This window comes from Bacillus sp. AFS073361 (assembly GCF_002567005.1).
Taxonomy (GTDB): domain Bacteria; phylum Bacillota; class Bacilli; order Bacillales; family Cytobacillaceae; genus Neobacillus.
Genome location: NZ_NUZU01000031.1, coordinates 142,772 through 168,766, shown reverse-complemented (window position 1 = coordinate 168,766; position 25,995 = coordinate 142,772). Strand labels below are relative to the sequence as shown.

Annotated in this window: 22 protein-coding genes, 2 tRNA genes, 2 other RNA genes and 1 pseudogene; 25 read left to right on the top strand and 2 right to left on the bottom strand. The window is 39.5% G+C overall.

Features of this window, described 5'->3' with window-relative positions; all coding sequences use genetic code 11:
• Positions 1 to 13: 13 nt before the first annotated feature.
• From COJ96_RS15660 to COJ96_RS15625, 9 genes are all read left to right on the top strand, one after another.
• On the top strand, positions 14 to 892 hold the full coding sequence (locus COJ96_RS15660) for an aldose 1-epimerase family protein (RefSeq protein ID WP_098574737.1): 879 nt from the start codon (positions 14 to 16) through the stop codon (positions 890 to 892).
• A gap of 122 nt (positions 893 to 1,014) precedes the next feature.
• Positions 1,015 to 1,140: a hypothetical protein gene (locus COJ96_RS29255; protein WP_257148533.1), complete on the top strand. Its 126-nt coding sequence runs from the start codon at positions 1,015 to 1,017 to the stop codon at positions 1,138 to 1,140.
• Between the two features lie 113 nt (positions 1,141 to 1,253).
• Positions 1,254 to 1,344: transfer RNA gene (locus COJ96_RS15655), tRNA-Ser, on the top strand.
• A gap of 9 nt (positions 1,345 to 1,353) precedes the next feature.
• Positions 1,354 to 1,715: a transfer-messenger RNA gene (ssrA, locus tag COJ96_RS15650) on the top strand.
• 16 nt (positions 1,716 to 1,731) lie between these two features.
• A tRNA-Asn gene (locus tag COJ96_RS15645) sits at positions 1,732 to 1,803 on the top strand.
• An RNA gene (gene ffs / locus COJ96_RS15640) (signal recognition particle sRNA small type) lies at positions 1,803 to 1,886 on the top strand. The genes COJ96_RS15645 and ffs overlap by 1 nt, the downstream gene beginning before the upstream one ends.
• A gap of 264 nt (positions 1,887 to 2,150) precedes the next feature.
• Positions 2,151 to 2,819: a DNA alkylation repair protein gene (locus COJ96_RS15635; protein WP_098574736.1), complete on the top strand. Its 669-nt coding sequence runs from the start codon at positions 2,151 to 2,153 to the stop codon at positions 2,817 to 2,819.
• Positions 2,820 to 3,074: 255 nt separating this feature from the next.
• On the top strand, positions 3,075 to 3,836 hold the full coding sequence (locus COJ96_RS15630; RefSeq protein ID WP_098574735.1) for an SDR family oxidoreductase: 762 nt from the start codon (positions 3,075 to 3,077) through the stop codon (positions 3,834 to 3,836).
• Between the two features lie 471 nt (positions 3,837 to 4,307).
• A complete protein-coding gene (locus COJ96_RS15625; protein ID WP_098574734.1) occupies positions 4,308 to 5,168 on the top strand; it encodes an EamA family transporter in 861 nt (286 codons plus the stop codon).
• 130 nt (positions 5,169 to 5,298) lie between these two features.
• On the opposite strand, the gene COJ96_RS15620 is transcribed toward COJ96_RS15625, so the two are convergent.
• Entirely contained in the window at positions 5,299 to 5,727 is a 429-nt protein-coding gene (locus COJ96_RS15620) for a hypothetical protein (RefSeq protein ID WP_098574733.1), read from the bottom strand.
• Between the two features lie 537 nt (positions 5,728 to 6,264).
• Here COJ96_RS15620 and COJ96_RS15615 point away from each other — a divergent pair.
• The 14 genes and pseudogenes from COJ96_RS15615 (at position 6,265) to ppsA (ending at position 22,703) form a co-directional block, all read left to right on the top strand.
• Entirely contained in the window at positions 6,265 to 7,470 is a 1,206-nt protein-coding gene (locus COJ96_RS15615; RefSeq protein WP_098574732.1) for an ROK family transcriptional regulator, read from the top strand.
• A gap of 172 nt (positions 7,471 to 7,642) precedes the next feature.
• Positions 7,643 to 8,908, top strand: a complete 1,266-nt coding sequence (locus COJ96_RS15610) for an ABC transporter substrate-binding protein (RefSeq protein ID WP_098574731.1) — start codon at positions 7,643 to 7,645, stop codon at positions 8,906 to 8,908.
• Between the two features lie 71 nt (positions 8,909 to 8,979).
• Positions 8,980 to 9,927 (top strand): carbohydrate ABC transporter permease, encoded by a 948-nt coding sequence (locus COJ96_RS15605; RefSeq protein WP_257148532.1) that lies wholly within the window; start codon positions 8,980 to 8,982, stop codon positions 9,925 to 9,927.
• 71 nt (positions 9,928 to 9,998) lie between these two features.
• Positions 9,999 to 10,760, top strand: a complete 762-nt coding sequence (locus COJ96_RS15600) for a carbohydrate ABC transporter permease (RefSeq protein WP_098574764.1) — start codon at positions 9,999 to 10,001, stop codon at positions 10,758 to 10,760.
• Between the two features lie 32 nt (positions 10,761 to 10,792).
• On the top strand, positions 10,793 to 11,770 hold the full coding sequence (locus tag COJ96_RS15595) for an ROK family protein (RefSeq protein ID WP_098574730.1): 978 nt from the start codon (positions 10,793 to 10,795) through the stop codon (positions 11,768 to 11,770).
• Between the two features lie 44 nt (positions 11,771 to 11,814).
• Complete coding sequence (locus tag COJ96_RS15590) at positions 11,815 to 12,834, top strand: Gfo/Idh/MocA family protein (protein WP_098574729.1); 1,020 nt, start codon at positions 11,815 to 11,817, stop codon at positions 12,832 to 12,834.
• Positions 12,831 to 13,802 (top strand): Gfo/Idh/MocA family protein, encoded by a 972-nt coding sequence (locus COJ96_RS15585; protein WP_098574728.1) that lies wholly within the window; start codon positions 12,831 to 12,833, stop codon positions 13,800 to 13,802. Before COJ96_RS15590 ends, COJ96_RS15585 begins: the two co-directional genes overlap by 4 nt.
• Positions 13,803 to 13,836: 34 nt before the next feature.
• Positions 13,837 to 14,679 carry a sugar phosphate isomerase/epimerase family protein gene (locus tag COJ96_RS15580; RefSeq protein ID WP_098574727.1) on the top strand — a complete coding sequence of 281 codons (843 nt, stop codon included), beginning with the start codon at positions 13,837 to 13,839 and terminating at the stop codon, positions 14,677 to 14,679.
• A gap of 8 nt (positions 14,680 to 14,687) precedes the next feature.
• Positions 14,688 to 15,677, top strand: a complete 990-nt coding sequence (locus COJ96_RS15575) for a Gfo/Idh/MocA family protein (RefSeq protein ID WP_098574763.1) — start codon at positions 14,688 to 14,690, stop codon at positions 15,675 to 15,677.
• Positions 15,678 to 16,203: 526 nt separating this feature from the next.
• A pseudogene (locus tag COJ96_RS15570) lies at positions 16,204 to 16,377 on the top strand (DinB family protein); the annotation flags it as partial.
• Between the two features lie 287 nt (positions 16,378 to 16,664).
• On the top strand, positions 16,665 to 16,823 hold the full coding sequence (locus COJ96_RS28700) for a hypothetical protein (protein WP_180230136.1): 159 nt from the start codon (positions 16,665 to 16,667) through the stop codon (positions 16,821 to 16,823).
• Between the two features lie 135 nt (positions 16,824 to 16,958).
• Positions 16,959 to 18,179 carry an aminopeptidase gene (locus COJ96_RS15565; protein ID WP_180230135.1) on the top strand — a complete coding sequence of 407 codons (1,221 nt, stop codon included), beginning with the start codon at positions 16,959 to 16,961 and terminating at the stop codon, positions 18,177 to 18,179.
• A gap of 305 nt (positions 18,180 to 18,484) precedes the next feature.
• Positions 18,485 to 19,420: a DNA/RNA non-specific endonuclease gene (locus COJ96_RS15560; protein WP_098574724.1), complete on the top strand. Its 936-nt coding sequence runs from the start codon at positions 18,485 to 18,487 to the stop codon at positions 19,418 to 19,420.
• 682 nt (positions 19,421 to 20,102) lie between these two features.
• A complete protein-coding gene (ppsA, locus tag COJ96_RS15555; protein WP_098574723.1) occupies positions 20,103 to 22,703 on the top strand; it encodes a phosphoenolpyruvate synthase in 2,601 nt (866 codons plus the stop codon).
• 183 nt (positions 22,704 to 22,886) lie between these two features.
• On the opposite strand, the gene hpaB is transcribed toward ppsA, so the two are convergent.
• Entirely contained in the window at positions 22,887 to 24,332 is a 1,446-nt protein-coding gene (gene hpaB, locus COJ96_RS15550; protein WP_098574722.1) for a 4-hydroxyphenylacetate 3-monooxygenase, oxygenase component, read from the bottom strand.
• A 263-nt stretch (positions 24,333 to 24,595) separates the two neighbouring features.
• Here hpaB and COJ96_RS28695 point away from each other — a divergent pair, with 263 nt between their 5' ends.
• Together COJ96_RS28695 and COJ96_RS15540 are read left to right on the top strand one after the other, a co-directional pair.
• Positions 24,596 to 25,198, top strand: a complete 603-nt coding sequence (locus COJ96_RS28695; protein ID WP_180230134.1) for a hypothetical protein — start codon at positions 24,596 to 24,598, stop codon at positions 25,196 to 25,198.
• Positions 25,199 to 25,471: 273 nt separating this feature from the next.
• Positions 25,472 to 25,846 (top strand): FixH family protein, encoded by a 375-nt coding sequence (locus COJ96_RS15540; protein ID WP_098574721.1) that lies wholly within the window; start codon positions 25,472 to 25,474, stop codon positions 25,844 to 25,846.
• Positions 25,847 to 25,995 lie beyond the last annotated feature (149 nt).

Below are 25,995 nucleotides of genomic sequence, written 5' to 3'. Positions count from 1 at the left end.
TGAGGGAAATATAATGCTTGTAATTGAAAATGATTGGTTAAAGGTAAGTATAGTAAGAAACGGTGCAGAAGTACGAGAAGTGAAGCATAAGAAAAACGGGCTAGACTATATGTGGACAGGGGATAACGCCTACTGGGGTCGAGTCTCTCCGGTCCTATTTCCGATTGTAGGACGGTTAAAAGGGGATCGGTATCAACTGAATGATTATACCTACGAGATGTCACAACATGGCTTTTTGCGTGACGTTGAATTTGATGTAGAAGAGCAGACAGATACAACTGTCTCATTTGTGTTTGTGTCTGCTGGACGCTTCAAACAAGTTTATCCTTACGAATTCAAAGCAATCATTCGTTATGTACTCAAAGAAGACTCCTTAATAGTTCAGTGGGAAATCGTGAATGAAAACAAGGAAGAAATATATTTTTCCATTGGTGCTCATCCTGCATTTAAGATTCCGCTTGTAGAAAATGAAATCATTGAGGATTACCGTTTACATTTTACACCTGCAGCAAATAACAATGTTATGGAATTCGAGCTAAAGGATTCTCTGATCCACGAAAGAGGAAATGCAAGTGATATTTCAACGATGCAGCTCACGCCCTCCTTATTTGCCCATGATGCTCTCGTCTACAGCAATATTGATCAAATTACATTGGAGTCTAAAAAATCAGGTCATGGAATCGAAGTATGGTTCGAAAAATTCCCGTTTGTTGGAATTTGGTCGAAATATATGGATACTACTGGTACGATCGCACCGTTTGTTTGCATAGAGCCATGGTACGGAATTGCTGACACGTATCATACATCTGGGAATATGAAGGAAAAGATGGGTGTGAATAAGCTTGAAGCAGGAGAAACATTCCTGGCTGAATATAAAATGAAGTTTATATAACAGTCGAAAGGGGATTGCCTATTGGTTGCTAAAGTATTAAATGATAAAGTTAGGCTTCCATCCAATCTTATTTAGGTGAACGTTCATAGACTACTTTGACTATAAGTGAAAGGAGGATATTAATGTACTACATTATTTTGCATCACTACCATCCGTGGTATCAACCCATAGTAGTACCATTTATTCCTCCACCACCTGTCCCGCCAGCAGCTGTTACCTACCGGGATATGTTGAATGGATTTCGGTAATCGATAAAATTAGGTCTTTTGAACTACCAAAATTTACAGCTATCTTCCAAATGGAATCGATGATATATTTGTCTTGTAAGTTCTTAACGGAACTGACGCAAAACTTTTATTACAGAGAAGTACTCAAGCGGCTGAAGAGGCGCCCCTGCTAAGGGTGTAGGTCGGGTAACCGGCGCGAGGGTTCAAATCCCTTCTTCTCTGCCATTATATTATGGGGATGTCTTGGTATCGACAGGGATTGTTTGAGCTTATATGGCGAGTCGAGGGATTCGGCCTCGTAAAAACGATAAAGCCTATAACTGGCAAACAAAACAACAACTTCGCTTTCGCTGCCTAATAACAGTCGATCGCGGTTCCTCCCTCCATCGTCCATGTGGTAGGGTAAGGGACTCATTCTAAGTGGACTACGCCGGATTCCACCGTCTGAGGATGAAGGAAGAGACGAACCAGACTAGCTGCTTCCATGCCTGTCAGTAGGCTAACGAAGTAAGTGAAATCAATTCTACTGACTACACTCGTAGAAGTATAAGTGCCAAGATCTTTGCACACGGGTTCAACTCCCGTCATTTCCACTAAAAAACAATCTTTTTTACCGCAGTAGGTAAGTGGCAGACCTTTCGGCAATTTACCGATCGGTAGTAGGTTCGAGTCCTACCTGCGGGGTTTAGTCCAACAAAGACACTAGGAAACTGGTCAGGGCGGGAACGCAGCAGCCATAACTAGTGAAATTGTGTGGGCTATTACATAGACCTAAAAAGCTCAAAACGCTAAATTCCATTTTAATATGGGGTTTAGCGTTTTTTTTAACAATTTGTTATAAAAAGTTGTGAAACCACTACTCACTACTTACACTATCGCTGCAACAGTATTTTTTGGTTTTTAGAATATAATCTTTAAAAAGGAATGCTCTTTTCGTATCCAATTAAAAGGAAGTAAATGGTATTATTGTATTAGAGATGACTGCTCTTCTATTATAGGTGTAGAAAGCTTTAATAAAGGAGTTGTATAAAATGAATGAAAATAATGGTACAGAAATAAAACGCTCTTCAAAAGCAGAAAACATTCTATCTCAGATCCATAGTAAAACTAAGCTTGGCGACTTACGAAAAATCGCGAAGGACATAAAAAAAGATCACGAACTAGCTATGGAACTTTGGTCAACCGAAGAGTTTTTGCCCAGACTATTAGCCATCTTAATTATGGACAAAAAAATTCTTTCACAAGATGTGCTAAATAAGCTTGATAAGGATATGCAGACTCACACTTTTGATGAGCGAAATAACTTAATGGATTGGTTAATGGCTAATCAGCTCACCAAAGACAAGAAGAAAATTGCATTGATGGAATCATGGCAAAATAGTCCATCTGCACTTCAAAGGCGAGCTTTCTGGTATTATCAAGGGCGATTGAGATGGACTGGACAAACACCGCCTGATAACACCGCATACTTGCTATCTGCAATAGAAGCTAATATCACGCAGGAAGAACCAGAAGTTCAATGGGCTATGAATTTCACCACAGGCTGGATAGGCGTTTATGATGAAAAGAATCGTGCACGTTGTATTAAACTTGGTGAAAAAACGGGTCTTTACAAAGATGAAAAAGTATCAAAGGGATGTACTCCTAACTATCTGCCGGAGTTCATTACAATTGAAGTTAACAAACGACATAATAATTAGTTCCTCTGAAAAATTTATTAGGGTTTAATGCAAAATATAAAGGAATTCAAAACCTCTATGTGCAAAGCGTATCCCTCAAATAAGAGACATGCTTAGGTTTGTTTAGGACAAAATATATTTATCACATGCATAAGTGGAAAGTAATGTAGCAGTAGTGAAAAAGCGTTTGTTGAAAAAACATAATTTTGAGAGACAGTTTGAATAAAGTTAAAAACTGATGAGGAATTGCAAAATGTTCAACGAAAGAGGGATAGGATGAAACTTTTGGGAAATACAGTACTGATTACTGGCGGGGCAGCAGGAATAGGGTTGGCTTTTGCAGAGAGATTCATAAAAGCAGGCAATAAGGTCATTGTTTGCGGCAGACGTGAAACAAAGCTCCAGGAAGTAAAGGATAAATATCCTGAACTGATCACACAAGTTTGTGATGTCACCAAAGAATCTGATCGGATTGCTTTGTTCAACTGGGTAACGAGCGAGCACCCCGATGTGAACGTGCTTGTTAACAATGCGGGCATTCAGCAGCGTTACCATGTTCTTAAAACGAACGTAATAGAAGATTGGAGCTATTACAGTCAAGAAATAGCCTCCAACATCGAGGCGCCATTTCATTTTTGCCTGCTATTTGTCCCCTATTTCGCTAAAAAAGACTATGGAGCTATCCTCAATGTATCATCTGGTTTAGCCTTTACTCCAATGGCGATCGCCCCGATTTATTCAGCTACGAAAGCCTCGGTACATTCATTTACAATGAGTTTACGGCATCAGCTTGAAGATACGGCCATTGAGGTGGTCGAAGTTGCGCCGCCGGCAGTGAATACCGATTTAGGCGGGGTTGGCCTGCATACCTTTGGCACCCCTGTCGATGAATTTGCCGATGCGATATTTAAAGGCCTCGAAGCAGGAAAATCAGAAATTGGTTACGCCCGTTCAGAAAAAGCGATGAGGATGTCCCGAGATGACATTGATGAGACAGTAAAAGGGATGTACACCATTATGAAAGACACAATTCTATAATAACGAAAGGAGCTATCTATATCGGTAGCTCTTTATTGTTTAATTAAACTCTGAATACATCTGATTGATAAGAACAACGGTTCAGTCACTATTGGTTATTGCCTATATGTTAGATTTATTTTAATTATAATAATATATATCGAAAAAATAATCGATATATCAATTGCTTTGTATCTCTATATCGCGGAAAGAGGTTTGATCTCCATTGATGAACAGCAAGATCTTAATTGGCCGTGTAAAGTAATAGAACAAAATAAATAAGAAAAGGGGTTACCAATAATCATAATGGTATCCTTTTTCTCATTTGTTTCTAAACAATTTGAACAGAATATTATATCTGCTATGATCAACCTTATAATACAGCTTTTGCTTAATGGCTGTGTTAAGGTTAATGTTGATTTTAGNNGACAAGTTTAACACAGCCTACTTAAAAAATCTTAAATAAAACCGAGCGGAAAAGAAGGTGAAAAAATGAGTGTAATTCTAGCACTGTTAGCAGCTTTATTTGCTTCCTTAACTAGCATTTTAGCTAAAATGGGAATGGGAAATGTAAATTCCAACTTAGCCACAGCGATAAGAACTGTCATTGTATTAATAATGGCTTATATCGTCGTTTTAATTACAGGGCAGCTTCATGCACTCTCGCAGATTTCTAATAAAGCACTTACATTTATTTTACTATCAGGAGTTTCGACTGGTTTATCATGGTTGTTTTTCTTTAAAGCACTTGCATTAGGGGACGTTTCCAAGGTTGTTCCTATCGATAAATCAAGTGTGGTATTAACCATCCTATTATCTATTTTAGTCTTAGGTGAGGAAGCTGTCCCCAATATTATTGCAGGGGGAGCCCTTATTGCTATTGGTACTTTTGCTTTAATTGGAAAAAATGAAGAGAAGAAACGATTTACTGGTTCACATACTTACATAATCCATGCTATTTTCGGTGCAATATTTGCAGCATTAACAACCATTTTAGCGAAAATAGGGATAGAAGATGTCGATTCTAATGTTGCTACCTTTTTGAGAACAATCGTTATTTTCATATTTGCTTGGGCGATCGTGTTTTTTCAAGGAAAACATAAGGACATGAAACAAATTTCAAAGAAAAGTTATCTCTTTTTAATATTATCAGGTATAGCGACAGGATTATCCTGGTTATGTTATTTCGCTGCTCTATCCATTGGTAAAGCGTCTGTGGTTGCTCCAATTGATAAGTTTAGTGTCGTAATAACCATGATCTTGGGTTTTGTTATATTAAAAGAAAAAGCAACAAAGAATACAATAATAGGTGGAATTATCATTACAATAGGAACTGTTTTTCTGATTTTATAAATCTCCATCATGAAAGATTGCAAACTCCTTCGCTTTATGAAGGGTGGAAGCTATTTTTGCAAAGAGAGTATGAATAAAAAAAAGTAATGGAGCTCTGACCCCCATTACTTTTTTCATGTTTTACATTTGTTTAATAACTTTTTAATAGCTCTTTATCTAATTCACGAACTTTATCATAGGAAGGTACCAATTTTTCTGGTACCAGCGTTCTTCCAAAATCCCAGGCATTGTTTTCGATTTTCGCAAGAAATTCTGCTTTTTCATCATCCTTAAAATACTTTAACACCCGTAAATCATGTTTGTTGTTCTTAAGTGCTAAATGATAACCAAGCTGACGATAGAGAATCAGTTTAACACAGTCTTCATCGGTCTCCTTAATTTTGAAGTTAATATTCGCTATGTATCCATTAATTTTTAAGTAGTTAAATTTAAGCATATTCGTAGATATATTAAAACTCATTGGTGCGGGCAGGGTATTGTTAAATTCATAATCAATTGTTATGTTGTGCTCTTGTAATGTATCCTCAATTATTTTCTCAATATCCCTTATATAAAGCATCTTATCGACACGACCTTTCAAAATCTTCTATATTTTATTTTTATGAAATGAAGGTGGAAAGTAAATCCTTCTTTTTTCCTTTGGACTTTAATCCTAGTGCATTTGAGCTGAGTACGAAAAAATTAAAATTAGTCTTCGCTATAATATAGTCCTTCCAAACGATTTAAAAATGGGGATCCATGATGATAATTTTAAATGGAAGGTGACTACTTTTATTTTAACAAAATAACATTATAGAAAGGGTGGGTAGTAAGGAAAAAATTTTCCTTATTTGCTTTTAATGGTCATTAAGTAGCTAAATATAGGAAATAGTTGATTAGGAACTTTTTCCTATTTTTTAATATTTTATATTTTCAGAAATGTAAGTGTTTACATTTGGAGAGGCAGCCTTTAATATACTTAATAAAGACACTGGAAAAAGTATCTTCACCATATTTTCTATAAATTTACCAATTATCAGTGTGATTTCTGCAAAAATTTTTACAAACTTTATAAAGACACTGGAAAAAGAAAGTCAGAGAGTCAGAGGTGTAGGGAATGCGGAGAACAGGCGATTTAAAACTAATGCAAGAATTGAATAGGTCAATCATTTTGGACACGATCCGAAAACATGGACCGATTTCGAGAAGTGACATTGCCAAATTAATTAACATAAGTCCAACCACAGTCACTTCCGCAGTAAACGAACTTATAAATGAAGGGGTTGTGCGGGAAGATGGGATTGGTACTTCCAATGGAGGAAGAAAGCCAGTATTGCTTCGGTTCGATCCCAATACAAAGTACATCATTGGCGTGTCGATTTCAAATTCGTTTATTAAAATTTCAGAGATGAATTTGGAAGGGAACATTTTACGCAAGGAAATCCATTCGACCAATTATCAACAAGGGGAAGAAATCATTAACCTGACCTTAACAATTATCCAACAGTTTCTCCACTCAATGGAAAATCTCGAGGATTGTGAGGGGATCTCTATTATCACACCTGGGATTGTGGATGCAAGAAGGGGAATTATTTCCTACAATACCAAACTAAAACTCTATGATATTCCTTTAAAGGAAATGGCGGAAAAACGATTTGGTCTGCCGACTTATTTAGACAATGATACCAATGCCTTTGTATTGGCAGAAAATTACTTCGGTTCCTTCGGTCAGTATAAAGATTTAGTTTATATCACAATTGGTGATGGCGTAGGATCAGGAATCATGCTGAATGGAAAAATTATCAGAGGATATAAAGGCAGTTCAGGTGAGCTTGGTCATACCAGCATTGTGAAGGGTGGCCAAAAATGTGAATGCGGCAATGAAGGCTGCTTAGAGAATTATGTGAATTGGCCTGCCATTTACTCCAAAATTGTGACAGCCCTGATGAGCCGAGGGAAGGAAACCATTATCAAGGATCTGGTAGGAGAGGATCTGAATCGGATTACGCCAGCAGTATTTGTACAAGCATTAAAAGAGGGAGATCCTTTATGTCTGCAAATTTTGGACGAAATCGTGTCACATCTTGCCTCAGGTATTATTAATACCATTCATCTCCTCAACCCAGAAGTCATCATTCTTAGCGGTGAAATCGTACAGGAAAGTGATTTATTTGTAGACTTGCTCAAAAGCTGTGTAAGTAAGAAGGTGATCCCGATTCTGAAAGAAGAGGTCAATATTCAGCCAACCTCCCTTGGAGCCGAGTTCGAAATGCTCGGGGCCGCAGCGATCATCTTACAAGAAAAATATCAATTTACCATTTAGACGCGGATAGAGGCGCATTTTAGGGGGTGATGGAGAAAAGTAAAAAACTTTCTACATCTGTGATATGTAGTCGCTAAACGACAACATGAAACCGCTGATAATTGTGATAAACTTCTGGTTTTATCATCTTTAATAGTTTCATAAGGACCAAATGATGCGAGGGGGATAAAAAATGAAAAAGTTGAGGTTTCTAGTTCACCTATTGTTAATCATTGCCATTGTTGCTTTGTCTGCCTGCTCAAACACACAGAGCAGCGGGAAAGAAAAGAAGACGCTTGAAGTAGCTTTATGGGATAAAAATGTCAGTCCTGCGGTAGATAAATCAATCGAAGCATTTAAGAAGCAGCATCCAGATATGAAGGTCAATGTTACCTACACACCTTGGGAGGATTATTGGACCAAGCTGAAAACTAGTATCGGAGGCGGAAAAGGTCCGGATGTTTTCTGGATGAATGGACCGAACTTCTATCAATATACTTCCTCAGGATTTATCAAAGATCTAGAACCTTTTATTAAAAAAGATAGTGAGTATAAAAAGGAAAATTATTTCCCTGCCGTTGTAGATTTATATACGTATGAAGGAAAACTTTTTGCTGCTCCTTATTTCATCGACTCGGTCGGACTGTATTACAATAAAAAGATTTTCGATGACGCAGGGGTTCCGTACCCAGATGAAAACTGGACGTGGGATGATATTGAAAAGGTTGGCGCGAAGCTATCGAATAAAGAAAAGGGTATTTATGGGTATTCTGCAGACATCAAGACAAGCCAATCCGTTTATTACGATCTTATGCACCAAGCAGGTGGATACGTGATCAGCGAGGATAAAAAGAAGTCTGGATTTGATTCTCCACAATCAAAAGAAGCTTTTCATTTTATCGAGAAGTTAATTGACAAGGGAATATCGCCTTCAGCGAAAACGGTTATGGAGACAGAAGGAAAGCAGTTGTTCCTATCCGGAAAAGTCGCCATGATTCCTGCGATTTCCGTTAGTGCAGGCGAATTCAAAGGAGTACTCGGGGATCAATTAGGAATTGCTCCACTTCCACAAGGCAAACAAAAAGCTTCCATTGTTCATGGAATTGGCTGGGCAATGAATGCCAAAACTCAAAATGATGAAGCGGCTTGGGATTTAATCAAGGCCTTATCTGGTAAAGAAGGGGAAAAAGTGATTGCTGAATCAGGATTCTCAATTCCTGCTGATAAAAGCATTAGTGATCTTTGGCTAAAGTCCATTCCTTCATTAAATCTACAGGTATTCCTTGACGCGCAGGAATACGGAGTTGCCTATCCAATCTCCAAAAGTACGGCGGAGTGGCAGGATGTAGAGATGAAAGAAATTCAAGGCGCCTTTTTAGGACAGAAGCCGATTGATGAAGCTTTGGATACGATTGCGAAAAAGATGAATGACATTCTTGCGAAAGAAAATTCAAAGTAAACTAGATTTGCAAATTGGTAGTCAAACAGACTGTCTAACAGTTTGTTTGACTATTGAAAGGAGAGATGATAGTGACCAACTTTTCTTCAATTATTGAAAAGAACAAAACCCAAATGGTTGCTGTTATACAGAAAAAGAAACGGTTGAATAAGGAAGCTATTTACGCACTGTTGTTCATAGCGCCTACTTTTTTAGGACTTCTAATTTTCTATATGCTCCCAGCCGTTGCATCCTTTGGCTTATCCTTTGCAAGCTGGGATGGCATGACAGCACCGGTATTTGTTGGACTTGAAAATATTCGGACATTATTTGTCGACCCAACCTTTCAGCGGTCCATCATCAATACCATCGTCTTTACCGTTGTGTCGGTCCCATTATCTGTCGTGATCGCCACCCTTGTATCCTTGATGTTGAACCAAAAAATCAAGGGTATGGTTATTTACAGGACCTTGTACTTCTTACCGGTTGTTACCATGCCAGTCGCAGTGGGGATGGTGTGGAAATGGCTCTATAACACGGATTACGGTTTAATTAATTATCTTTTAGGCATATTCCATCTTCCTCAGCCCTCATGGCTATTCGACCCAAATATTGCCTTATTTTCAGTTATCCTTGTCTATGTATGGATGACGATTGGTAATAATGTCATTCTCTTGCTGGCAGGACTTCAGGGAGTTTCCAACAGTTATTATGAAGCAGCCCAGATTGATGGGGCTTCGAAGTTCAGGCAATTCCTAAACATTACCTTGCCTTTGATTACACCTACTCTGTTTTTTGTATTTATCACTTCTATGATTAGTTCCCTGCAGATGTTTGATTTGATCTTTGTGATGATTGGAGACAACAATGCGTTATTGGATCCACTCCGGACCATTGTATTTGGAGTCTATGAATCTGGATTCAAATACTCACAAATGGGAATTGCCTCAGCTCAGGCCTTTCTATTATTCTTAGCCATATTAGCGATTACGATCGTCCAATTCATCTACCAAAAGAAATGGGTACATTATGATTCCTAGTGAGGGGGTGCAAGGAATTGAAAGAAAAGAAGATTTTTAGTCATATTTTACTCATCATTGGTGCTGCGATTATGATCATGCCATTTTTGTGGATGATTTCGACATCCTTGAAATCCTACGGTGAGTCCATGCAGGTACCGCCATCGATGATCCCGAAGGAATGGCATTTTGATAATTTCGTAAAAGTTTTCGAAGAAGTTGATTTCCTAAACTACTATATTAACACCATTATCGTCACCGTTGGCCGGACTCTTGCCCAATTATTTCTTTGTTCCATGGCGGCATTCGCCTTTGCACGGATGAAATTTCCGTTTAAAAATGTCATTTTCATTGTGATTCTGTCTGTTTTGATGGTTCCTCCACAAGTCATTTTAATTCCGAACTACGCGATTATGACAAATTTGGGGTGGATTGATACCTTTTATGCCTTAATTATTCCGGGCATCTTCAGTGCATTTGGAGTCTTCTTGCTTCGGCAGTTCTTTATGGGGATCCCCAAAGAATTGGATGAGGCAGCTATTATCGATGGATGTTCCTGGTGGGGGATTTATTGGAGGGTGCTGCTGCCGAATGCCACACCTGCCCTCATTGCTCTCGGTATTTTCACGGCTCTTGCATCATGGAATGATTTCCTGTGGCCGTTAATTATGACAAACTCTGAAAGTGTAAGAGTACTGTCGATTGGGATCGCTTCATTCCAAGGCCAGTATTCGACAAATTATCCATTGCTCATGGCAGGCGCCCTGTTATCCACGATTCCGATGATTGTTATGTTTATCTTTTTACAGAAACATCTGATTGCCGGTATTTCGTTAAGCGGTGTCCGTAAGTAGATGATTGTTCAAAAAAGCAAGGGGGGACATAAGTGAAAGCAACAGAAGAATTTGCCATCGGTTTAGATATTGGGGGGACGAAGATCCTTTCCGCACTCGTTTCAGAGAACGGAGAAGTTGTATCGAAAATCCAGTGTGACACAAAGGGGGGAGCGGAACATTTCAGTCAACAAATCATTTTTGCGATTGAATCCCTCCTAGAAAAAGATGCCATCGAGATGAATCGGATTAAAGGCATTGGTATCGCTACAGCTGGGGTGATCGATTCAAAAAAGAAGGAAATTCTTTATGCAAGCAATTTAGGATTGGAAAATTTTCAAATCGGCAACGTTCTAGAACGGAGGTTTGGTATTCCTGTTCAGCTTTATAACGATGCCAATGCTGCCGCCGTAGGTGAATGGCTGTGGGGCAGTGGAAAAGGAAAACACAATCTCATCTACATAACGGTTAGTACTGGGATTGGGGCAGGAATCATCAGTAATGACAGCCTGTTAACAGGAAGTCATGATAGCGCCGGAGAATTTGGGCACATCTCGATTAATCTTCATGGTCCTGTATGTCCTTGTGGAAATAAAGGTTGTTTAGAGAACTACGCTTCAGGAACTGCGATTGCCGAAATCGCCCGGCAACGGCTTGCCAATGGAGAAGTTAGTCTTTACTTTTCCGATGAATTGGATCAGCTAACCGCCGTTGATATTTGTACGGCAGCCAAAATGGGCGATTCTTTTTCAATCGGATTGCTTGAGGAAGTTGGAGAATCCCTTGGGCTTGGAATAATTAATCTAATCCATCTCTTTAATACAGAAGCGGTGATTTTGGGCGGTGGTGTGATGAGCGAATCAGAATTGATTCTTCCATCGATTCGAAGCACGGTTCAAAAGCATGGCATTCAAAGTATGGTGGAACGTGTGAAAATCGAGAAATCAACCCTTGGCAGCTACGCATGTGTCGTGGGGGCAACCGGCTTGTTCTTTTGCAAGGCCGATGAACTAGCGGCCCTGCCTCATTAGATTTGGGGATGTTTCCATTTTATAAAACAAAGGGAGAGATGACAGTGTTACATGTTCTATTAATTGGGGCTGGCACGATGGGAAATGTGCATGGTGAGGCCTTCGCAACGATGGAAAATGCCGTACTTGCGGGAATCGTCGATAAAAATTTGGATAAGGCCAAGAATCTGGCCGGCAAATTACAAACAAAGGCGTTCCAAACATTTGAAGAAGCCATCGAAACTTTGAATAAAGTCGATGTCGTTTCGATTTGTTTACCGACTCCATTCCATAAACCATTTTTGAAGAAGGCTGCCGATCAAGGGCTGGATGTCATTTGTGAAAAGCCGCTCGCCAGGAACCTGGATGATGCCAGAGAAATGATTGAGTATTGCAAGAAAAAAGACGTCAAGCTATTTGTTGGTCATGTCGTGCGCTTCTTTCCTGAGTATGTCCGTGCCAAAAAAATTATCGAAGAAGGGACAATCGGTAATACAGCTGTTGTCCGTACGTTTAGAGGGGGAGGCTTCCCGTTCGGTTCAGATGACTGGTATGCGGACTATGAAAAGAGCGGTGGATTGGTGTTAGATATGATTATCCACGACTTTGACTTCCTAAGATGGTGTTTTGGGGAAGTGGAACGGGTTTATGCAAAAAGCATCAAGGATGGGGATCTGAAGCGGATTGATTATTCGTTGGTGACGCTTCGCTTTCAAAACGGTGTGATCGCCCATGTCGAAGGATCCTGGGCCCATCAAACATTCACGACTCGATTTGAATTTGCGGGTCAAAGCGGAATTATTGAACATGACAGCTCTAAGTCTGTTCCCGTTGTATTTGAAGGCAGAAAGAAAAGTGCATCTGGCGGCGGCGTAGCCGTTCCGGAAAGTCCGTTAAAGCACAATCCTTATTTCGTAGAATTGGACCATTTTATTCACTGTATTGAAACTGGCAACGAACCGGTTGTCACGGCAGAAGATGCCTATAAAGCCATGGAAATTGCCCTTTCTGCCCTTCAATCCATTGAAACCGGCAGAGAGGTAGTCATTAATGAAAACCAAAAAGAGGAGGCACAAATCCGATGAAAGTAGGGATTATCAGTTTTGCTCATGGTCATGCCAATAGTTACGCTGATGCATTAACCAAGATCGATGGAGTTCAATTGGTAGGAATCACTGATGACGATGTCTATCGTGGGACAAAAGCAGCTGAAACCTATCATACTCAATATTTTAGCCGTTATCAAGAGTTACTAGAGCAGGATATCGATGCGGTGATCATTACATCTGAGAATAGCAAACACCGCGAACATGTGGTGGCTGCAGCAAAGGCTGGTAAACATATTTTGTGTGAGAAACCCATTGCTTCTAAGGTGGAAGATGCACAAGAGATGATCGAAGTTTGTAAGGAAAATCAAGTCATTTTGCAAACGGCCTTCCCGGTCCGCTTTAACTCAGCCATTCTTCGCGCCAAAAAGATGATCGAAAATGGGGATCTTGGGCAAATCCTCGCCATTAAAGGAACCAACCGCGGCACTAATCCAGGCGGATGGTTTGTCGATCCAAACCTTTCAGGGGGAGGAGCGGTCATTGACCATACCGTCCATGTTGTCGACATCATGAGATGGTTTATGGGTTCTGAGCCAAGGGAAGTATATGCAGAAATTGACCATTCCATCTCACCTTATGAAATCGACGATTGTGGGATCCTCACCATTGAGTTCGACAATGATGTATTTTCAACTCTGGATTGCAGCTGGTCACGGAACGAAACCTATCCAACCTGGGGGGATGTGACGTTAGAAATTATCGGCAGCGAAGGAACCCTTAAGGTTGATGCGTTCGCCCAAAAGTTAGATGTCTATGACAAGAGTGGTGCGAATTGGAATTATTGGGGAGACAACATGGATTTTGGATTGGTAAGTGACTTCTTGAATAGTGCGGCAACTGGGAAAGAACCATCCATTACAGGGACAGATGGTTTAAGGGCACTTGAGGTTGCCTTAGCGGCCTATGAATCTGCCGAGAAAAGGCAGCCTGTCAAACTGAAGTAATGATCGTGGGAAATCTAAAAAAGGTGGGGACCACATGTTAAAAGGAATCAACCAATGGTGTTATCCAGAGGATACATCTCTGGAGGACGTTTTTAGATATAGTAAGGAAGCTGGGTTTGATGCCGTTGAATTAAATTTATATAAGTCGGGTGGAATTGGGCTAACATTAGATACCTCCGCCAAGGAGGCAGAAACGATTGGAAAGTTAGCCGACCGTTATGGCATCCAGTTGCGAAGCCTGTCAACCGGACTTTTGTGGGAAGCCCCCCTTTCTTCGAATGATGAAAGCACCAGGGAGCGGGGAAGAGCGATTGTCAAAAAGCAGCTGGAATTAGCAAATATAATGGGAATGGATACTGTCTTGGTTGTTCCGGGAATCGTGGATGAGAAGACTTCCTACCTGGATTGCTATCAAAATAGCCAGTCTGAGCTTAGGCTGCTCTTGGAAGTTGCCGAACAGCTAGACGTCCATATCGGAGTGGAAAACGTCTGGAACAAATTTTTGTTATCACCACTAGAAATGAAGCGCTATATTGAAGAGCTCCATTCTGAGTATGCCGGGGTCTATTTCGATGCAGGAAATGTGCTTCAGTTTGGCTATCCTGAGCAATGGATCCGGATTTTAGGGAAGCAAATCAGGAAAGTTCATGTGAAAGATTTTAAACGAAGTGTTGGAAACATCACAGGTTTTGTTCCATTGCTGGCTGGGGACGTGAATTGGAAAGCGGTCCTAACCGCTCTTCATGAGATTGGATATCATGATACCGTCACCGCTGAAATCCCGGCTTATTCAATTTCTCCTTATCATTTAGCACATGATACTTCACGTCATCTGGATGTGATCTTTAACTCCCTTATAACAACAGAAAGGGCTTGAACGTATTGATGGAAAAAATAAATGTTGGTTTCATTGGAGTGGGAGGTATTGCCGCCAAGCATCTGGAGAACATCCATAATAATGTACATGCCTCGATTGTTGCTGTATGTGATATCGATCCTGACAGGGTCCGTCAGGCAGGGGAACAATACGGGGTAAATACCTATGTCAATGTTGATGATATGCTGCAAAATGAGTCACTGCACGCATTGTTCGTTTGTGTTCCTCCATTTGCCCACGGTGTGATCGAGGAAAAAGCGGCCAGCCGCGGCATCCACCTCATGGTTGAAAAACCAGTGGGACTCAATCTGCTGAATGTTAAGGTAAAGGAAAAAGTGATTGCCGACTCAGGCATTATATGTGCAACGGGATATTGCTTACGGTACCTGGATACGGTAGCCAAAGCCAAAGAATACCTGGCAGGAAAACAAATTGCCATGATACGTGCCCATTATGTAACGAAGTTTGTCCCGACACCATGGTACAGGAAAATGGCTTTGTCTGGTGGTCAATTGGTTGAACAATCCACCCATACCGTTGACTTAATTCGCTATTTGGCGGGGGATTTCCGATCCGTGTATACCAATTCGGCATTAAATGTCATGACTGACATCCCTGATATCGATATACCGGATGTGACGTCTGTTAACTTTACAATGGAGTCTGGGGCTGTTGGCAATCTATCAAGCACCTTTATCCAACCAGACCATCAAACGGGAATTGAATTCATGGGCCGTGATTTCAGAGTAATTATTGATGGGACATCACTGCAGATTATTGAGAAAGATCATAAAGTCACGTTCGAAAGTGAAATTGATTTCTACGAGGAACATGACAAGGCATTTATTGAAGCAATCCGATCCAATAATAAGGAACGAATCCTATCTACCTACTCCGATGCAGTGAAAACATTAGCTGTCACATTGGCGGCTAACCATTCAGCGGAAACAGGCCAGCCCAAGCAACTGGAAGACTATATCCTGGCTGCTCAGGGATAAGGGGAAAGATTACTCATAAAATACACTTGGAATATGGCTATTTCATTTTAGGATCCCGGTATTGAACCGGGATTTTTTATCGGAAAGGCTCTGTTATTAATCATTGTTGATTTTCGTTTAGGTATGAGGATTCATAGGCGGAGAATTTCCGGCTAATGTTTATGGTGGACTCTAAAAAGGCAGATATAACCGGAGATATTCCGCTTAATTGCTCTAAATAAGACAAAATCCAAAGATTTGGATCATATAACCGGAAAAACTTCCTTTATTTTTAAGAAAAAATGGGTATTTTTCAGTTTAGACGGAAATTTTCCGTTTATTTTCCAAACACAGTGAAATCAACATTCAATTATAACACAGCCATTGGGAAAAATAAAACAGTGGTATCAACAAATAGGGTAGGTTCTAAAATAAATGAACAAAAGTTATCGCCATCATTTTGAGGGCATTTGTTTTAATAGGGTGAAGAAGGGGGGGCTTAACGTTGGAGAATCCTTCGATACATGGACAAAATTTAAATGTACTAATCGAGAGAGAAATCCCTTGGAGAGAAGCATCTGAACGACTATCTATTACTCCTTGTAAATTGCTAACGCACACCATCACTCACGAGTTTCATCACAAGGGACAAATAGTAGCCATGCTCCGTCAGATGGGTTATGAACCCCCAAATACAGATGTATTAGGAACAGAAGATTAATATATTCTAGAAGTATTTTGGCAATGTTTATTGGACATTGCCTTTTTGGTTGAGAAAGTTTGGTTTTCATGTTATCAGTATGGTCATTGCAGGGATCATTATCGGCAGTTTCTCTTGATCGTTTCTAGTATAATAGGAAGCCCGACGATATTTGTAACTCGTCACATAAAAGACGTCATTCTATTAGAATGACCGTTTTGTCTTGAATAAGAAAAGTTAAAGAAGGAAATTAAGCCAAAAATGTGGAATTAGTATAATCGTAAATATTCCTCACTAGGTGATACTTTATGAATATTAAATTTTTTATTAAGTTTTGTATAGGTGCGATAGGTACTTTTATTATTATTGGTTTTTTTAAAGGGAATTTTGAGTGGGATAATATATTTCCTATATTAGTTGGAGGTTTGGTTGGTACTTTTATTGCTGGACAGAGAAGGACCAGTTAATTCACAGGGCCCTATAACAAGGCGTTGCCTGGCACCGCTTTTTTTTATTGAGCTAACGAAGCATATTAATTTAAAGATTGTAAAAACAATTTTCCAAAGAACTCATGATAAAATAGAAAAAATGGAGGGATTTTTTTGAAAACGTTTGCCGAAAAATTAAAAAGCTATGCAGAATTGGTTGTAAGGGTGGGATTAAACATTCAACCGAACCAAATCCTTTATGTAAGAGCTAGTGTGGATACCATTCCATTTGCTAGAGCTGTTGCTCACGAAGCTTACAATGCAGGCGCAAAAAATGTGTATGTGGATTATATTGATCCTGAAATTACTCTCTCACGCTATATGAGAGCATCAGATGATGTGTTCACAGAGTTTCCTGAATGGGAGCGAACTCAACGAGAAGTGTTGATTGATAAGGATGCGGCATTTTTATTTATCGTTTCCGACGATCCGGATTTATTGTCCAAAGTTGATCCAAATCGTATTGCGAATTACCAAAAAGTAAGTGGAAAAGCCATGATAAAATGGCGAGAGCAGCAAGATGATGTAAGTTGGGTCATCTGCGCTGCTCCAAGTCAAGCCTGGGCAGATAAGGTTTTTACAGGCGAAACGAATAGCCTGGACAAACTTTGGGATGCCATCTTCAGTTCAGTACGTATAGGGGAAGTTGAACCTGTAAAGGCATGGAAAGATCATATTGGAAACCTGCTCCAAAAGGCAACTTATTTGAATGAAAAGAAATATAAGAAGTTACATTATAAAGCTGAAGGCACAGATATAACGATTGAGCTTCATCCCCTACATATATGGAGAAGTGGTGGAACCAAAAATCGGCATGGTGTTCCATTTGTTGCGAATATGCCAACCGAGGAAGTCTTCACTTCGCCATTACGATCAGGTGTTAATGGTTTCGTTTCTAGTAAAAAACCACTTAGCTATGCAGGTAATTTAATTGATGAGTTCAAATTAACTTTTGAGAATGGTAGAATTGTTGAAATTACAGCTAACAAGGGAGAAGAAGTATTAAAGAATCTGGTAGAAACAGATGAAGGCTCCCATTATCTTGGTGAAATAGCCCTGGTTCCACATGACTCACCTATTTCTAACACAAACATACTTTTCCTAAATACATTGTTTGATGAAAATGCTGCAAACCATTTAGCAATAGGATTCGGTTTCCCTACCTGTATCGAAGCTGGAGAGAAAATGACGAAGGAGCAACGTGAGGAAGTAGAACTTAATTCGAGTATAACTCATGTTGATTTCATGATTGGTTGTGCGGATATGGATATTGATGGGGAATTACCTGATGGTACACGTGAGCCAATCTTCCGTAAAGGTAATTGGGCTTTCTAATTTATTTTGTAGAAGGAATCTTTTGTTAAATGTATGAAGATATTCCTCCTAAAGGTAAAAAGAAGGAATAAGATGACAATTTCTAGGTGTTTTTGTATAAATGGGCTTTTCCGGTATAACGGGAAAGTCCATTTTGTTTTTCAATGGACTTTTCTAATCTTTATGGGAAATTAACACTACATACACTGAACTAGGTATCTACTGTTATAAAATTAATATTGTTATATACTATTATAAATAGCTTTATAATGTTAATTTATGTTTTATTCAAAATCTCTGTAAAAAATACTATAAGGAGTCCTAAAATGAAAAAGAAAATAAACTATTTAATCTTACTTTTAACTGCCATCTTAATTGTTGGTTGTACTAACGTAGAAGATGTATCGAATACTGATGGGAAGGCTGATTCACACGAAGTAACTACAAATAAAAGTGAAAAAGAAAAAACTACGACTGAAAAACAAGTAGTAGAGGAAACATCAACTGAATCAAAAGATCAACTGTTTAAAGGTTATACACTAATTGAAATTGATGGTGGTGATTTATCTGGACTTCGCGAACCTAACGTCGTCGTAGACATTGGTTTTGGGGGCCGAGAGTATTGGTCCTTTACGAATGAACACGGGCAATTAGTCCGTGTCATTGCTGACGAAATCGTTCTACAAGATGATCGTACCGAACCTGTAACATCGTCTGGCAGATACTACGAGGATGAAGCAAAAGTTCCTGGTGTAGAAAAAGCAGATTTAGATGAAGGACATATCATTGCAGATTCTCTCGGAGGGGTTTCCAATGCTTATAATATTACTCCACAAGAAAGTACGCTTAACCGACATGGTAATCAAGCATATATGGAAGATGCCATTCGTAAAGCTGATGGGGCTATTAATTTTGAAGCAATTATCACCTATCCTAATACAGAAACGCAGATTCCTTCTCATTATAAGTACACTTACACTTTAAAAGGGAATAAGATTGTAGATGAGTTTGATAACGCCAACCCTGATGAGATAAATAAATCTCTTGGCTTAACTGAAAGTAAATCAACTAACTCAAATAAGTCAACTAGTTCTAATAAGTCGAATGGCACTGAAGATATTTCTAGTGTTGATACGAACGGTAATGGACAGGTAACGATTAAAGAAGCAAAAGCAGCAGGTTATAGTATGCCAATAACGAATGATCACTGGTTATATCCATATATGGATGATCGAGATGGTGATGGCTTAGTAGGTGAATAAATGGGGTTATGCGACGATCTTTTTGCTTGTGGAGCTAATGAAACAGGATGGTTGAGATGGGCTATCATCTAAATCCTTTTTTATAATAGGGAAAATATGTAGATCGAAGATTTTTTCAACAACACTTATTCTGAATGATAAAATAAGTTACAAGCAAACTCTTATTTTATTTAAAGTTGCAAGAGTTGTAGTTTCTAGATGCCATACGGTCGCTTTTTTTTAAGGAAACAGGCTGGTTACTTTAAGAAGGATTATCTATATTTAGAACATAATGAGGGTAAATTAACCAAAATAAATGTATGAGGTGCAATATGAAACGATTTATTTTAGGCATATTTATCATCTTCACTTTTTCTGTTTATCCTTTACAATCAATGGCAGCAACTTTCCCATGCAGTAATTGGGATCACCTGTATTAAGAAGCAATATCAATAACTGTAAGTAACAATAGGTTCATGTGCATTACTTCTAGATTGAGGTAGTGCATTTTTATTATTATTCAAAAACACTTTCAAGTATTTTAGTATTAGATGATAATTGATTGGTAAGGTCTTTTAATTTTTTTATACTCCTCCTACATTAATTATACCATATTAAAAAAGGTCAATATAGACTGTTTATTCCCATTTACAACTGCTAAAATGCAATAGAAACTTTAAATGACATTTGTTGGAGGGATTGAATGAGTTCATTGGTTCTCGGTTTTCAGGAAATGGAAAAAACGCAATTAATGCTTGTTGGTGGAAAAGGGTTGAATTTAGGGGAATTATCCAAAATTCAAGGAATACAAGTGCCGGAAGGATTTTGCGTTACCACCGTGGGTTATCAAAAAGCCATCGAAGATAATGATTCATTTCAAGGATTGTTGGATCAACTAACCATGCTAAAAACGGGGGATCGGGAACAAATTGGTGAAATCAGTCAGAAGATTCGTCAGATCATTATGGAAGTAGAAATTCCTTCCGATGTTGTGTCCGCAGTTGCTGACTATCTCTCTCGGTTTGGGGAAGAACATGCGTATGCAGTGCGTTCGAGTGCGACTGCGGAAGATTTACCGCATGCTTCTTTTGCAGGGCAACAAGACACCTATTTAAATATCATCGGAAAAGAAGCCATCTTGGAACATATCAGAAAATGTTGGGCTTCACTATTTACCGATCGAGCGGTAATTTACCGAATTCAAAATGGATTTGATCACAGACAAGTTTATTTATCCGTGATCGTTCAAAAGATGGTTTTCCCACAGGCTTCAGGGATTCTATTTACCGCTGATCCGATTACTGGAAACCGCAAGCTGCTATCCATCGATGCCAGTTTTGGGCTTGGAGAAGCACTGGTCTCTGGTTTGGTCTCTGCCGATTGTTACAAAGTACAGGATGATCAAATCACAGATAGGATGATCGCAGCCAAAAAATTGGCTATCTATGCACGAGAAGAAGGCGGAACAGAGACTGTGCCAATCGATGCTGATCAGCAAAAGACGCAAACACTGACTGACCAACAAATTTTACAATTAGCACGGATTGGAAGAGAGATTGAAACACATTTTGGCAAGCCACAAGATATCGAATGGTGTTTGGCAGATGATATATTTTATATCGTCCAGAGCCGTCCAATCACCACGCTTTTCCCGATCCCTAAAGCGAATGATCAGGAAAATCATGTCTATATCTCTGTCGGCCACCAACAAATGATGACCGACCCCATTAGACCATTGGGATTGTCTTTTTTCCTATTAACAACGAATGCACCGATGCGTAAGGCTGGTGGAAGGTTGTTTGTTGATATCGCACAACAATTGGCTTCACCATCTAGTAGAAACATGTTATTAAATATGATGGGACAACACGATCCACTCATGAAAGACGCCATTATGAACATTATTGAGCGTGGAGATTTTATAAAATTATTACCAAATGAAAAGGAAGCACCGAGGCCCGTCAGAGGCAATACGGCTATGCCGGAACAATTCGAAAACAATCCCTCCATCGTTTCCGAATTGATTAAGAAAAATCAAACATCGATAGAAGAGTTAAAACAAAACATCCAAACGAAATCTGGATCAGATTTATTTGATTTTATTCTAGAAGATATACAGGAATTAAAGAGGATTTTATTTGACCCACAAAGTACAGCGACATTTATGGCCGCGATGAACGCATCCACATGGATGAATGAAAAAATGAACGAATGGTTAGATGAAAAAAACGTAGCAGACACACTTTCTCAATCGGTGCCAAATAATATTACTTCGGAAATGGGTCTGGCGCTATTGGATGTTGCCGATGTGATCCGACCATATCCAGAGGTAATTCATTTTTTACAGAATGTAAAAGATGACAACTTTTTGGATGAATTGGATCAGTTTGATGGAGGAAGGGAAACCCGAGACGCATTCCATGCTTTTCTCACCAAATATGGAATGCGATGTGCCGGTGAAATTGATATAACGAGAACACGTTGGAGCGAAAATCCAATGATTCTTGTCCCTTTGATACTTGGGAACATCAAAAACTTTGAGCCCCATGCTGGCAAGCGGAAATTCGAACAAGGGCTGCGTGTTGCTTTGGAAAAGGAAAAAGAGTTACTAGACCGATTGAAACAATTACCGGATGGTGAACAAAAAGCCAAAGAAACAAAACAAAAGATTGATCTAATCCGGAATTTCATCGGGTATCGGGAATATCCAAAATACGGCATGATTAATCGCTACTTCGTGTATAAGCAGGCATTACTGAAGGAAGCCGAACAACTCGTGAAAGCGGGCTTGATTCATGAAAAAGAAGATATCTACTATCTCACATTTGAAGAATTCCGCGAGACCGTCCGCACTAATAAACTGGATTACCAGTTGATTAACAAACAGAAAGACGAGTACAAATTATATGAAAAACTGACTACCCCGCGTGTAATCACATCGGATGGTGAAACACTATCAGGTGCGTACAAACGAGAAAATCTCCCAGCCGGAGCGATTGCGGGTCTGCCTGTTTCTGCGGGCGTGATCGAGGGACGGGCGCGTGTCCTCTTAAATATGGAAGATGCGGATCTAGAAGAGGGAGATATATTGGTCACTTCCTTTACGGACCCTAGCTGGACTCCATTGTTTGTATCCATAAAAGGTCTAGTCACCGAAGTTGGTGGACTAATGACCCATGGAGCCGTGATCGCACGTGAATATGGATTACCAGCCGTTGTCGGGGTTGAACATGCTACCAAACTGATACAAGACGGGCAACGAATTCGCGTGAATGGGACAGAGGGGTATATCGAAATATTGTAATTACTGATAACATCCAACTATTAATGTTTGCACCGTTCTAGTTGTCTTTAGAGCGGTAAGAAGATTTTTGTTTAACAAACTGATGCACTACAAGAACAACAGATTTGCAGATCAAGCTGTCATAATGGCAGCTTTTTATACTTACGCCACTTTATTGAAATAAAAATAGGATACTGGCATCCCTTAATTTTTTTGATTTAAAAATTTGATAATATCTTCAACATGTTGTTCCTTTAGATAGTTTCTGTATAGGTTACTGGATAATCGAACAGGATCACCAAAAAAGTATCTTTCATACTGAGTTTGCCTTGTACCGAAGGAACTCATTGTAAGATCCCATGCCAAACGAAATAGTTTCACACGGTCCAAAGCATTCATACCATCTGCTTGAAGATATTGGTCGAGCTCTGTTCTAATTTCAGAATCAAAGGCCTTTTCTGTTGGCAATAAAATCATTCCGCTTGCACCAATGATTTGAATCATTTCGCTAAAACGGGGATAAATCTTAGGGAAAATGTTACTGGCGACTTGAAGTGGTATCAAACTTGGAGCCATAGTTCCCCATTGATCTACTTCGGCATCATTTTCTGCCTTTTCTAAGAGTGCTTTCATGGTTTCAAGACCAATGATGATTTCGGACAGTTTTTCATGAATATGTTGATATTCCCCAACATTAATTGTGTCGACAAGTAGTTTAGCCACGCCAAGAATAAATTCCGTTTTTACAATTTGTCTGGTTACCACTTGATGATAGGCGAATTGGTAAAATGAGCTGTCTGCCAAAAAATCGGTTGCTGCCTCTACGTTGTCGTAATAAAATACCCGATTCCATGGAACTAATACATTGTCAAAAACAACAATAGAATCCATTTCCTCATATCTTGAACTTAAGGGATAATTAAAGGAAGATTCTCCCCCGACAAAAGATTCCCTGCAGAAAAATTTTAATCCTTCTGTATTAGATGGAATGGAAAAAGCGAATGCTTCGCTAGGATCAAAAAACACTCTTGGGGCAGTAAAAACTAACACTTCATCTGTCAAACCACCTTGAGTGGCAAGCAAACGGGCACCTTTGATCACCAGTCCTTTTTCCGTTCGATCGATTACCTTCGCAGAAATGGGCTCATCGGTGAATCCCAAATAGACTTGAGATCGATTAACCTGTGGCGTGATAAAGGTATGGGTAAACGAAAGGTCGTGTTCCATTGCTCGTTCATAAAGGCATTGAATATTTTCAGGATAACAATTTTCTTTACCTCTTAAAAGGACTGCTGAGGAGGCAAAGCTCATCAGCACCGTATTCATATAATCAGGACTTCTTCCCATCATTCCATGTGTGTTTCTTGCCCAGTATTCCATCATCTTTCTTCTTCTCTTTAAATCTTCTTTTGTTTTTGGCTGCAGATAGGAAAGCCCAATAGGCTCTTCTTTACCAGGTAAACAGAAAGTCATCTCCTCTTTTAGAACGGGGTCATTCTGTAAATCATAAAGGGAGGCTTTTGCTTTAAGAATTCCTTTAAAAGCAAGATGCTCAGAAATTTTCCCCTTAATTCTTTCACCATCAAACCAAATTTCATTTTCTAACTTGTTTAATCGATCAATAAAATCTTTTCCACTAATAGTTCCCATTTTTTATCCGCTCCCTTTTTTGAGACGATCCACAAAAAACGAACTGCAAGCTAGTATCATTTTATTGGATAACTGGGATCCTTGTTCCAATGGGAAAAGCCTTGTTTTAATTTGTGTGTTCGCTTACTTTTGTCCATAACACACTAGGGAGATTCACTTAAGGGGCTGTTGACAAACAAAAAAACAAGATCTAGACAATAAAAAAGAAGGCGAATCCTATAAATAGTTGGAATTCGTCTTCTAGTATTAAGGGGGTTAATACAGTGTTGCCTGAGGAGGGTGTGGCTGAGCAGGAAGCTGCACTCCCTGAGGTGGGTGTGGCTAAGCAGGAAGCTGCACTCCCTGAGGTGGGTGTGGCTGAGCAGGAAGCTGCACTCCCTGAGGTGGATGCGGCTGAGCAGGAAGCTGCACTCCTTGTGGTGGGTGCGGCTGAGCAGGAAGTTGCACTCCTTGTGGTGGGTGCGGATAAGCAGGAAGTTGCACTCCTTGTGGTGGGTGCGGATAAGCAGGAAGATGTACTGGGTATGGTGGGTATGGATGTGGAATGCCAGGTGCTCCAAAACCGAGACCAGAAAAATAACCAAATCCTGAACCTGGTCCACCTAACCCATAGCCTGGATAGAACCATAAACCTAGTCCAGGTTCACCAAATCCCAAACCAGGATAAAAACCATAACCTGAGCCTGGTCCACCCAGTCCATAGCCTGGATAAATCCTTTCATCTGTTGGATAAGCAATATAATGTTCAATATTATATGGATTCACAATTTTCTCTCCTCATAGTTTTGTTTTTCTTAACGATTGTCGGGAATCAAGAGTTAATGGCTGCTGGTTTTTCTACGGAAAATGGAATATATATTCGATAGTGATCTAGACGTATAACCAGATTATGCTCAATGTCAAAACTTGGGTTGGGTGTATGACCTAGATTGTTTAAGAAAAGGGGATCGCAGCCGCCAATGTATCTGCATGCTGCAATCATTTTTTTATTTCAGGTTGTAGTCATACCCACTTGAAGAAGTAATAGAGGTAAAAATTAAAAAAAAATAGTAAACTTTTGAGTTAAATAATGGTATGTTTTTGTCGTATAGATTGTATGTATGTCTCAATAAGATGAAATATAGAAAGGATAGAGCGTTTTGAACAAGTTTACGAGTTTACTTATTAGTTTCATATTAATTCTAATTACAGGCTGCAGTGCAAATAATTTTGAAATCAAGCTATCTACTCCCAAATCATTTACACCCGATCAAGCTACTCCCATTCAAATGAAGATTTTAGATCGGGAAGGTAACCCAGTGGAAGGCGCAAAGGTAAGCGTAGATTTGGATATGCAGGGGATGAGTCATGGAGATATTTCTATGAACATGCAGGAAACAGGGAATGGTGTGTATGTTGGACAAGCTAAATTTGAAATGGAAGGGGACTATACGGCTGCCATTACAATGGACTACAAAGGAGAAAAGTGGCTGGGTGAAAAGAGATTTTCAATTGTTTACAATAAGGCACAATAGTTTTTGCAAAACTTTTAACAAAATTAATCCCCATCACCCCAATGGTATTGTTATAATGGTTTCAAGAAGGGGGTGCTACACGTTGGAGAATCCTTCGAGATTGTCTGGTACTTCTGCCACTCATGCAAAGCCTACTATGGAAACGGCGA

Excerpts from the sequence above, each read along its gene's own strand:
- COJ96_RS15660 (WP_098574737.1), top strand. The coding sequence starts at position 14 with ATGCTTGTAATTGAAAATGATTGGTTAAAGGTAAGTATAGTAAGAAAC.
- COJ96_RS15615 (WP_098574732.1), top strand. The coding sequence starts at position 6,265 with ATGCGGAGAACAGGCGATTTAAAACTAATGCAAGAATTGAATAGGTCA.
- COJ96_RS15610 (WP_098574731.1), top strand. The coding sequence starts at position 7,643 with ATGAAAAAGTTGAGGTTTCTAGTTCACCTATTGTTAATCATTGCCATT.
- COJ96_RS15620 (WP_098574733.1), bottom strand. The coding sequence starts at position 5,727 with ATGCTTTATATAAGGGATATTGAGAAAATAATTGAGGATACATTACAA.
- COJ96_RS15580 (WP_098574727.1), top strand. The coding sequence starts at position 13,837 with ATGTTAAAAGGAATCAACCAATGGTGTTATCCAGAGGATACATCTCTG.
- COJ96_RS15625 (WP_098574734.1), top strand. The coding sequence starts at position 4,308 with ATGAGTGTAATTCTAGCACTGTTAGCAGCTTTATTTGCTTCCTTAACT.
- COJ96_RS15560 (WP_098574724.1), top strand. The coding sequence starts at position 18,485 with ATGAAAAAGAAAATAAACTATTTAATCTTACTTTTAACTGCCATCTTA.
- hpaB (WP_098574722.1), bottom strand. The coding sequence starts at position 24,332 with ATGGGAACTATTAGTGGAAAAGATTTTATTGATCGATTAAACAAGTTA.
- COJ96_RS28700 (WP_180230136.1), top strand. The coding sequence starts at position 16,665 with ATGAATATTAAATTTTTTATTAAGTTTTGTATAGGTGCGATAGGTACT.
- ppsA (WP_098574723.1), top strand. The coding sequence starts at position 20,103 with ATGAGTTCATTGGTTCTCGGTTTTCAGGAAATGGAAAAAACGCAATTA.
- COJ96_RS29255 (WP_257148533.1), top strand. The coding sequence starts at position 1,015 with ATGTACTACATTATTTTGCATCACTACCATCCGTGGTATCAACCCATA.
- COJ96_RS15575 (WP_098574763.1), top strand. The coding sequence starts at position 14,688 with ATGGAAAAAATAAATGTTGGTTTCATTGGAGTGGGAGGTATTGCCGCC.
- COJ96_RS15635 (WP_098574736.1), top strand. The coding sequence starts at position 2,151 with ATGAATGAAAATAATGGTACAGAAATAAAACGCTCTTCAAAAGCAGAA.
- COJ96_RS15585 (WP_098574728.1), top strand. The coding sequence starts at position 12,831 with ATGAAAGTAGGGATTATCAGTTTTGCTCATGGTCATGCCAATAGTTAC.
- COJ96_RS15600 (WP_098574764.1), top strand. The coding sequence starts at position 9,999 with ATGATCATGCCATTTTTGTGGATGATTTCGACATCCTTGAAATCCTAC.
- COJ96_RS15630 (WP_098574735.1), top strand. The coding sequence starts at position 3,075 with ATGAAACTTTTGGGAAATACAGTACTGATTACTGGCGGGGCAGCAGGA.